10 protein-coding genes are annotated in these 9,261 nt (G+C 63.9%); 2 read left to right on the top strand and 8 right to left on the bottom strand.

Annotation, left to right across the window (positions count from 1 at the left end; translation table 11 throughout):
- From EN914_RS13330 to EN914_RS13315, 4 genes are all read right to left on the bottom strand, one after another.
- The coding region (locus tag EN914_RS13330; RefSeq protein WP_127389113.1) for an ABC transporter ATP-binding protein at positions 1-719 on the bottom strand (719 nt) is incomplete at its 3' end.
- Positions 720-723: 4 nt separating this feature from the next.
- A complete protein-coding gene (locus EN914_RS13325) occupies positions 724-1,590 on the bottom strand; it encodes a carbohydrate ABC transporter permease (RefSeq protein ID WP_032898889.1) in 867 nt (288 codons plus the stop codon).
- Between the two features lie 2 nt (positions 1,591-1,592).
- A complete protein-coding gene (locus EN914_RS13320; RefSeq protein WP_024502494.1) occupies positions 1,593-2,489 on the bottom strand; it encodes a carbohydrate ABC transporter permease in 897 nt (298 codons plus the stop codon).
- A 135-nt stretch (positions 2,490-2,624) separates the two neighbouring features.
- Positions 2,625-3,944 carry a sugar ABC transporter substrate-binding protein gene (locus EN914_RS13315; RefSeq protein WP_024502495.1) on the bottom strand — a complete coding sequence of 440 codons (1,320 nt, stop codon included), beginning with the start codon at positions 3,942-3,944 and terminating at the stop codon, positions 2,625-2,627.
- Between the two features lie 169 nt (positions 3,945-4,113).
- On the opposite strand from EN914_RS13315, the gene EN914_RS13310 reads away from it, so the two are divergent.
- Entirely contained in the window at positions 4,114-4,899 is a 786-nt protein-coding gene (locus EN914_RS13310; RefSeq protein WP_013533023.1) for an IclR family transcriptional regulator, read from the top strand.
- A gap of 65 nt (positions 4,900-4,964) precedes the next feature.
- On the top strand, positions 4,965-5,804 hold the full coding sequence (locus EN914_RS13305) for an amidohydrolase (RefSeq protein WP_024502496.1): 840 nt from the start codon (positions 4,965-4,967) through the stop codon (positions 5,802-5,804).
- Positions 5,805-5,813: 9 nt separating this feature from the next.
- Here the strand turns inward: EN914_RS13305 and EN914_RS13300 are convergent, their stop codons facing one another.
- Genes EN914_RS13300 through EN914_RS13285 form a run of 4 tightly spaced genes read right to left on the bottom strand, consistent with a single transcriptional unit; the run spans position 5,814 to position 9,222 of the window.
- A complete protein-coding gene (locus EN914_RS13300; protein WP_013533021.1) occupies positions 5,814-6,785 on the bottom strand; it encodes an ABC transporter permease in 972 nt (323 codons plus the stop codon).
- A 1-nt stretch (position 6,786) separates the two neighbouring features.
- Positions 6,787-7,737 carry an ABC transporter permease gene (locus tag EN914_RS13295; RefSeq protein ID WP_024502497.1) on the bottom strand — a complete coding sequence of 317 codons (951 nt, stop codon included), beginning with the start codon at positions 7,735-7,737 and terminating at the stop codon, positions 6,787-6,789.
- Positions 7,734-8,492, bottom strand: a complete 759-nt coding sequence (locus EN914_RS13290; RefSeq protein ID WP_024502498.1) for an ATP-binding cassette domain-containing protein — start codon at positions 8,490-8,492, stop codon at positions 7,734-7,736. The genes EN914_RS13295 and EN914_RS13290 overlap by 4 nt, the downstream gene beginning before the upstream one ends.
- Complete coding sequence (locus EN914_RS13285) at positions 8,485-9,222, bottom strand: ATP-binding cassette domain-containing protein (RefSeq protein ID WP_013533018.1); 738 nt, start codon at positions 9,220-9,222, stop codon at positions 8,485-8,487. The genes EN914_RS13290 and EN914_RS13285 overlap by 8 nt, the downstream gene beginning before the upstream one ends.
- Positions 9,223-9,261: the final 39 nt, after the last annotated feature.

Genomic DNA, 9,261 nt, shown 5'->3' with positions numbered 1-9,261 from the left:
TTCATGGGCGGCGAGCCGATGAAGCCGGCGACGAAGCGCGTCGCCGGCCGCCGGAAGACCTCGTCGGGCGTGCCGACCTGTTCGATATGGCCGTCGCGCATGATGACGATGCGGTCGGCCAGCGTCATCGCTTCGACCTGGTCGTGGGTGACGTAGATCACCGTCGACTGCACCTTGGCATGCAGCTTCTTGATCTCGGTGCGCATCTGCGTGCGCAATTTGGCGTCGAGATTGGAAAGCGGCTCGTCGAACAGGAAGACGTCTGGATCGCGCACGATGGCGCGGCCCATGGCGACGCGCTGGCGCTGACCGCCGGACAGTTGCGACGGGCGGCGGTCGAGCAACGTGTCGAGGCCGAGGATGGCCGAGGCCTCGGCGACGCGGCGGTCCATGTCTTCTTTGGCGGCGCCGGCGATCTTCAGGGAGAAGCCGAGATTCTCGCGCACCGTCATGTGCGGATAGAGCGCATAGGATTGGAACACCATCGAGATGTTGCGCGAGCGTGGCGGCAAATCGTTGACGATGCGTCCGCCGATCTCGATCGAGCCGGCGCTGATTTCCTCCAGCCCGGCGATCATGCGCAGCGTCGTCGACTTGCCGCAGCCGGACGGGCCGACCAGCGCAATGAACTCGCGGTCGGCAATGTCGAGATCGATGCCGTGCACGATCCCAATAGTGCCGTAGCGCTTGGTCAGCTTGGTGAGGGTAACGGTTGCCATGGGATCAGCCTTTCACCGCGCCGGAGGTCAGGCCGCCGACAAGGTGTTTCTGGACTATGTAGGTGAGGGTGAGCGCCGGGATGATCATCACCACGGCCAGCGCGCACATGCCGCGCCAATCGATGGTGAACTCGGCCGTGTAGTCGAGCAGGCCGACCGGCAGCGTCTTGGCGCTCACCGAGCGGGTCAGCTGCGAGGCCAGCGCGAACTCGTTCCAGCAGGTCAGGAAGGCGAAGATCGCGGCCGACGCAATGCCCGGTCCGGCGAGCGGAAACTCGACCTGCCAGAACGCCTGCCAGCGCGTGCAGCCATCGATCTGCGCTGCTTCCGCGAGGTCCTTGGGCACCTGGCGGAAGAAGCCGTCGATCAGCCAGATGGTGAACGGCACGTTGAGCGCGACATAGGCGAGGATCAGCCCGAAATGGGTGTCGATGATGCCGAGCCGCACATAGAGGAAGAACAGCGGCAGCGAGAGCGCGATGCCCGGCACGGTGCGCGTCAGCATCAGGCCGAGGAAGACGCTCGATTTGCCGCGAAATCGATAACGCGCGAACGCATAGCCGCCGGCCATGCCGATGGCCACCGCAATGACCGTCGAGGTCACCGAGATGATCAGCGAGTTGCGGAAATATTCGATCACCGGGATGCCGCCCTTGCCGATGCCTGAGAACATCGCGACATAGGCGTCGAACGAGATCTCCTGCGGGATCCAGACCGGCGGCTTTGCCATGATCTCGACCGTCGGCCGCAGCGACGACAGCACGATCCACAGGCCCGGCAGGCAGATCGTCAGCATCGCCAGGAACAGGCCAAGGCGATAGACGATGCCGAGCAGCCGGCGCTTCAGGCGGGCGGAAGAATTCTCGTCCATCTTCACCACTCTGCACCGATCTGCGTGCGCGCCGCGGCGAGCTTGTTGAAGAAGTAGACGGTGAAGGCGATCGACAGCAGGATCGAGAAATAGGCCATGGCGTTGGCCATGCCCATGCGCCCATCGCTGTAGGCGGTGCGGGCCACCAGGGTCCATAGCAGTTCGGTGCGGCCCGCCGGTCCGCCATCGGTCATGATCTTGACGATGTCGTAGGCGCGCGCGACGTCGAGCGAACGGATGGTCATGGCGATGTAGGCGAAGGGCATGACGAATGGCCACGTCACATAGCGGAATGTCTGCCACGGCGTGCAGCCGTCGACCCGCGCCGCCTCGATCGGCTCCTTGGGCATGGCGAGCAGGCCGGCGAGGATCAGGATGGCGAAGATCGCCGTCGACGACCAGATCTCGGCGATCGAGATGGCGATGAAGGCGAGATGGCCCTCGATCAGCCACGGTATGGCGTCTCGCTTGATGCCGAGCGACTGCAGCGCATTGTTCACCAGGCCGATATTGTCGTTGAACATGAACTTGAATTGGAAGCCGACCAGGATCGGCGAGAACATCATCGGAAACATCATCAGCGTGCGCAGGATGCGCTGGCCGCGCGTCGCCTTCTCGACGAGCATGGCGAGGCCGAGCCCGAGCAGCATTTCGAGATTGAGCGCGATGGTCAGCAGCAGAACCGTGCGACCGAAGGCCCACCAGAAGTCGGTGTTGGACAGGATCGAAAGATAGTTCCGGATGCCGATGAAGACGTAGAACGTTTCGGGCCGCGTCAGGCGGAACGGGGTGAAGCTCGAATAGAGCGACAGAAGCAGCGGCACCACCACCACCGCCGCCAGCACGATCATGGCCGGAAGCAGCAGCAGGAATGGCGCGGATGGCTTGAAGCCCTTCATCAGAATCCTTGAGTGTTTGTATTTGGACGGCGGTGCGTTGGCTGGGCGCGAAGGGTTAGCGTAAACCGCTGGCATCCCGCGCAACGCGATCGCCTCCCCCATTGCTGATGGGGGAGGCAGCCCTGGGAGCCGTTGCTAGAGCTTGCCGGCGTCCTGGAGGATTTGTGTCGCCTTGGCGGCGGCTTCATCCAGTGCCTGTTTCGAGGTCTTGTCGCCGAGGATCGCCGCCTGCAGCTCGGGATAGACGGCGTTCGAGATCTCGATCCATTCAGGCGTCTGCGGCACGGCGAAGGCGTGCTTGGCCTCTTCCTGGAAAGCGGTAAGAACCTCCTTCTTGTAAGGATCGTTTTCGGCCTGCTTCAGGTCCCAGTCCCAGACCGCGGTGCGGGTCGGCAGCGGACCGGCGGCGGCCTCGAGCTTCTGGCTGTCCTCGTTGGTCAGCCACCAAACCAGGGAAGCCGCGGCCTCCTTGTTCGGGCAGTTCTCGGTCACCGAGAAGCCATGGAAGCCGGACCAGCCGGTGCGCTTGCCGGACGAACCCTTCGGCGCGACTTTGACGCCGACATTGCCGGCGACCTTCGACGACTTCGGATCGTTGAAGAAGCCGGCCCAGCCCGGCCAATCCAGGTTGATGGCGACAGTGCCGGACGCAAAGCCCTGGCCGAGATCGTCCCAGAGATAGTTGGTGGTGCCGGCCGGCACGGCCTTGGCCTTGTAGAGGTTGACGAACCAGTCGAGCGCCCGGATGCCGGCCTCGGAGTTGAAGACCGGCTTGCCGTCCTTATCGAGATATTGGCCGCCCTCGGCGACGACCATCTCGTAGAAGCGGCCGTTGATCGCCTCTTCCTTGCCGGCGAACTGGGTGCCGTAGAAATTGGGCGGGTTGGCGAAGAACTCGGCCTGGTCGGTGACTTCCTTCCAGGTGTCCGGCGGCACCAAGTCATAGCCGTATTTCGCCTTGAACTTGGTCTTGTTGTCGGCGTTCTCGTACAGGCTCTTCTGGTAGTAGAGCGCCGAAACGTCGAACTGCGCACGCGGCAGCATCTCCAGCTTGCCGTCGATGGTTGCCGCCTTGATCGTCGACGGCACGAAGGCGTCGATCTCTTCCTTCGGCAGCAACTTGCTGAGGTCGGTGTAGAGGCCGGTATATTGCGGCGCGAAGGAGGAATGGTTCCAGCCGACGCACCAGTTGGTGCTGCCCGAGGCGATGTCCGACTTGAGCTCCTTGTCGATGTCGAAGCCGTTCTTCTTGGTCAGGATGTTGACCTTGGCGCCAGTCGCCTTCTCCCATTCCGGGATCCGTTCGTAGAGCTTTTCATATTGCTGGCCGCCGATCAGCTTCACGTCGACGGTCACGCCTTCGAACTTGCCGGGCAGGTCGCCGGCAAGAGCAGCGCCTGCACCTGACGCGAGCAACAATGCGCCGGCGCACACGCCGGAAAGCAGTCTGTTCATTGGTATCCTCCCTTGGCGCCGCCTTCGCGGCGACCGCAACTCGTCTGATGACAAGAAGTGCTACATTCATATACAAACAAAACATTCATAGACACGTCAAGGCGAAATTTGTTTCCGCCGCGCACGTTCCTGCGTATATGAAGGGCGAAATTCACTGGAGGATGAGCCCATGGACGACAGCGAAGACGAGCGCTATCGCGCGCCGGCGCTCGACAAGGGGCTCGATATCCTTGAACTGCTGGCGGGCGTCGACGGTGGCCTGACCCAGGCCGAAATCGCCAAGAAACTCGACCGCAGTCCCAACGAATTCTATCGCATGCTGGACCGGCTGGTGCGGCGTGGCTACGTCACGCGCCTCGACGGCGACCGCTATTCGCTGACGCTCAAGCTGTTCGGCCTGGCACAGCTGCACGCGCCGGTACGGCGGCTGGTCTCCTATGCGACGCCGCTGATGCGTGAGCTTGCCGAGACATCGCAGCAGGCCAACCAACTCGTTGTTTTTGATCGTGGTTCTGCCGTCGTCATCGGTCAGCAGGAAGCACCGAACTACTGGGGCATATCGATCCGGGTCGGCTCCCATATCAGTCTATTCGATACCGGCTCGGGACATGTGCTGCTCGCCTTCCGCTCACCGGAAGAGCGCCAGATGATGATTTCCGAACACGTCCGCAGCACCGACAAGACGGCGCAATCGAGCGAGTTCTTCACCCGTCTCGACCAGATCCGCGATCGTGGCTACGAGATGATGGCTTCGATGCAGACAGCCGGCGTCTTCAACCTGTCGGCCCCGGTGCGCAGTTCCGACGGCAAGGCGATCGCCGCGCTGTCGATTCCCTACATCACGGTGGTCAACGCGCCTTCCGCACCCGATATCACCAGGACAATCGAACTGTTGCTGGCAACGTGTGAAAAGCTGTCGCACCTTGCTGGATCAGCAGTCGGCTCATCGGTGTGAATTCTTATTTGAATGAAGAATTCTCTCGTGAGATGATTTGAAAAACCAGAGGGAGGAGCCTCGCCATGATCATCGACACCCATCTTCACCTCATCGATCGCTCGGCCCTGCGCTATCCTTGGCTCGCCGGCGTGCCGGCGCTCAACCGCGATTTCTCTTATGAAGACTACGCGACGGAGGCGCAGCGTGTCGGCGTCGAGCGCGTGCTGCATATGGAGGTCGATGTCGATCCGGCCGACATCGAAGCCGAGACGGCTCGTGTGGAAGGACTGTCACGGCAGCCCGGCAGCATGCTGGCCGGGGTGATCGCGTCCTGCCGTCCTGAGGAAGGAGACTTCGCGGCCTATCTCGAACGGCAGCGGGCAAACCCGTTCGTAAGGGGCTTTCGCCGCGTCCTTCATGTCGCGCCCGACGAGCTCTCGGAAGGTGCGGTGTTCCGCGACAGCATCAAGCGGCTTGGCGGCACCGGCCTGACCTTCGATCTCGTCGTGCTGCCGCACCAGATTCCCAAGGCTATCGTGCTTGCCGACCTGGCACCCGATGTGACGTTCGTGCTCGACCATTGCGGCGTGCCCGACATCAAGGGCAACAGGGAACATCCATGGCGCGAGCATATGAGCGAGATCGCCCGGCGCCCGAATGTCATGGCCAAGATTTCCGGTGTCGTCGCCTATGCCGATGCCGGCAGCTGGACGGTCGAGACGTTGCGGCCGTACGTCGAGCACACCATCAATTCATTCGGCTGGGACCGCGTCGTCTGGGGCAGCGACTGGCCGGTCTGCACGCTAGGCGGCGGCCTGTCGACCTGGGTGGCGGCGAGCCATGCATTGCTGTCAGGCTGCAGCATTGACGAGCGCGACAGGCTGTTGTCCGGCAATGCCCGCAAGCTGTGGCGGCTCGACTGACAAGTCCTTTCAGATGGTTGCCGAGACGTGCCGTTCGCGGCCATAGAGCGAAACCAGCAGCACGATGACGAAGCCGAGCGCGGCCTGCACCGCCGCGGGCTGGAAGCCGAGGCCGATGAGCAGCGTGTTGATCTCGGTCAGCACCAGCACGCCGGCGATCGTGCCGAGATAGCTGCCCCGACCGCCGACCAGTGCTGCGCCGCCGACAACGACCGCTGCGATGGTCTGGAACAGATAGGGCTGGCCGACATCGCCATAGGCCGAGCCGGTGAAGCCGAGCAGCAGCACGCCCGCGACAGCGGCGAAGAAGGCGCTTGCTGCATAGGTGATGACCCACATGCGAACCGGATCGATCAGCGCCAGCGGCGCCGCTCCCGGATTGCTGCCCAACGCATAGAGCCGGCGGCCATAGGGCGTCCGCTCCAGCACCAGCACGACCAGCGCCGCCAGCACGACCAGGCTTGGCACCAGCCACGGCACCGGCAGCGGGCCGGCCGATCCGCCGATCGAGACGAAGCTGGAAACCGCTTGTGGCGCGGAGCCTGACGGGAAGCCGGCTGTCCACAGCAGCACCAGCCCTTGCACGACCATGCCGATTCCGAGCGTGACGATGAGCGGCTGGATGTCGAGGCTGCGCGAGATCAGCCCGTTCAGCCCGCCGATGACGAGCGCCAGCGCGCCGACCAGGCCGCAGACGAGAAAAAAGTTCCAGCCATCGCCATAAAGCTGCGCCGCCACGACATTGGCAAAGCCGATGACGAAGGGGATCGAAAGGTCAATGCCGCCCATGATGACGACCAGCGTCTGGCCAATCGAGGCCACGGCGAGCAGCGAGGCGAGCACCAGCATGGCCCGTATCGCAAACGGCGCCGAGTAGCCGGGAATGAGAATTGTGCCGGCAAGGTGCAGAAGGGCGGCGACGCAGAAGGCGCCGACGACACGGGCGTTGGTTGTCGCGAAGAGGTTTTGGCGCAAAACCATGTCAGCGTCTCCCCATGGCAAGACGTTCCTGCAGCGCTGTCAGCATCACCGCCAGCACCAGGATCGCGCCGTAGGCGATCTGCAGCACGAAGGTCGAGACGTTGAACGTCGTCAGCACGCTCTGCAGCAGGAAGATGTCGATGGCGCCGACGGCGGCACCCGCCACGCCACCACGGCCGCCGGCCAGGCTGACGCCGCCGAGCGCTATGGCAGCGATGGCGATCAGCGTGTAGGTCGGCCCTATGTTGGGGTCGGCGGAGCCGATCAGCGCGGTCAGCATCAGCCCGGCGCATCCGCCGAGGATGCCGGTCATGACATAGGCGATGAAGCGCACGCGCGTGACATCGACACCGGCGGTGTAGGCGGCGCGGTCGTCGCTGCCGACCGCCATAAGCTGGTCGTAGTATGGTGTGCGCCGCACCAGCCACCAGGCAATGAACATCAGTGCCAGCGGCAGCATCGACAGCGGGCCGGACAGCGCCTTGAGCCAGGCCGGCGCTGGGCCGATCGGCGCCGGCAGGATTGTCAGCGTCACGCCGGTCAGGATCAGATAGGTGCCGAGCGTGGCGACGATCGGCTGAATGCGCACGATTGTCGCCAGGAAGCCGTTCGCCGCGCCCACCAGCGCGCCGACGAGCAACGCCGCCGGAACGAGCACCAAGGGCGACGAGATGCCGGTGCCGAGGAACAGCACCTGGATCGTCAAAGCGTTGACAAAGCCCATCAATGGCCCGACCGAGATGTCGATTCCGCCACGCCCGGCGAGGATGACAGGCGTTGAGGCGATGGCAGCACCGATCAAGGGCGCCGCCAATCCGACCAGCGCCCCCCAGGAACCCGGCTGGAACCGTCCCGGGCTGAGGATGAGATTGACCGCAAGCAGCACGACCAGCAGCACGACGGCGAAGCCGAAATTTCGTCCAAGGGACAGGAGGCGCGCAACAGGGCTCATGCCGCACGTCCGAACATGGCTGATATCACGCCGTCGGTGGTGAGCGCGTTGCCGGCGATCTCGGCCGCGACTTCATTCTCACGGAACACCAGCACGCGCTGGCACAGGAGAAGAATCTCCTCGATTTCGCTGGACAGGATGACGAGCCCCATGCCGTCGGCCGCCAGCCAGCGAAACACGTCGTAGAGAACATGCCGCGTCGCCACGTCGACGCCACGCGTCGGATCGTTGAGGAGCAGGATCGCGGGCTCCAGCGCCAAGGCCCGCGCCAGCAGCACCTTCTGCTGGTTGCCGCCCGACAAAGTGGTGATCGGCGCATCGGGCCGGGGTGCGGCGATTGACAGTTTTTCGCGGTAGATGTCGTAGCGCGCCTTGCGCGCCGCCGGGCTGATCAGGCCGAGCCGTGTGTCGCGCGACAGAGTCGAAACGGCGAAGTTGTCGAGCACCGACTGCGTCGGGAAAATGCCGTTGGCGCGTCGGTCGCGCGGCAAATAGGCGATGCCGCTGGCGACAGCCTTGCGAAACCCGGTGATCTTGCGGGACGCATCCGATGCACCGAGTTCGATCGAGCCGCCATGCGGCGGTTCCAGGCCAGCAAGCATCTTGAGAAACAGCTCCTGGCCATGACCATCGAGGCCGGCAAGCCCGACGATCTCACCCGGAGCGATTGCCTGCGTGATCGGGCTGGCGCCGGGCGCGATGACGAGTTCGCGAACGGCAAGACCACCAAATTCGAGAGCGGTGCGATCAGCCATGCGCAAGCTCCGCGGCGGTACGTGGCGCCATTGTCTTGAGAAGCTCAGCCGGCGTCGAAGCGCCGCGCTCTTCGGTGCGCACCACGCTGCCGCCCCGCAGGATCGAGATGCGATCCGAAAGCGACATCACCTCGTCCATGCGGTGGGTGATGAACAGGATCAGGCAGCCCTCGCCGGCAAGCGCACGCATCAACGAAAAAACGGATTCGCGATCGGCGAAGTCGAGCGCGGCGGTGACCTCGTCGAGGATCAGGATCTTTGGGTTGCGCACGATCGCGCGAGCAAGGACGACCAATTGCTGCGCGGCGAGCGGCAGCAGGCCGGCTGGCATGTCGAGAGGGACGTCGGTGACCGCGAAGCGCTTAAGCGCAGCTTTCGCCCGGTCACGGCGCTCGTTGCGGGGCACAGCGCGCCGGACCAGCCCGTCGAGGCCGAGCAGGATGTTGTCGGTCACGCTGCGATCCGGCGCGATCAGCACCTCCTGGAACACCGTGGCGAAGCCTTGCGCCTGGAAGGCCGAGGGGTTGGCGCCCGAGAACGGCTTGCCGTGCAGGAGGATCGCGCCGCTGTCCGGCTGGACGATGCCGGACAACAGCTTGACCATCGTGCTCTTGCCCGAACCGTTCTCGCCCAGGATGGTGTGGATGGTTCCCGCCCGAAACGCGATCGATGCGTCCGCGAGCGCGATCGTCTCGCCATAGCGTTTGGATATGGTTTTGACTTCAAGCATGTCGCATTTCGATGCTGGCAGGGCGGCTCCCCCCCAAGA

The organism is Mesorhizobium sp. M7A.F.Ca.CA.001.08.2.1, assembly GCF_003998455.1.
GTDB classification, from domain to species: Bacteria; Pseudomonadota; Alphaproteobacteria; order Rhizobiales; family Rhizobiaceae; genus Mesorhizobium; species Mesorhizobium ciceri.
This window is presented reverse-complemented; position numbering and strand designations above follow the sequence as displayed.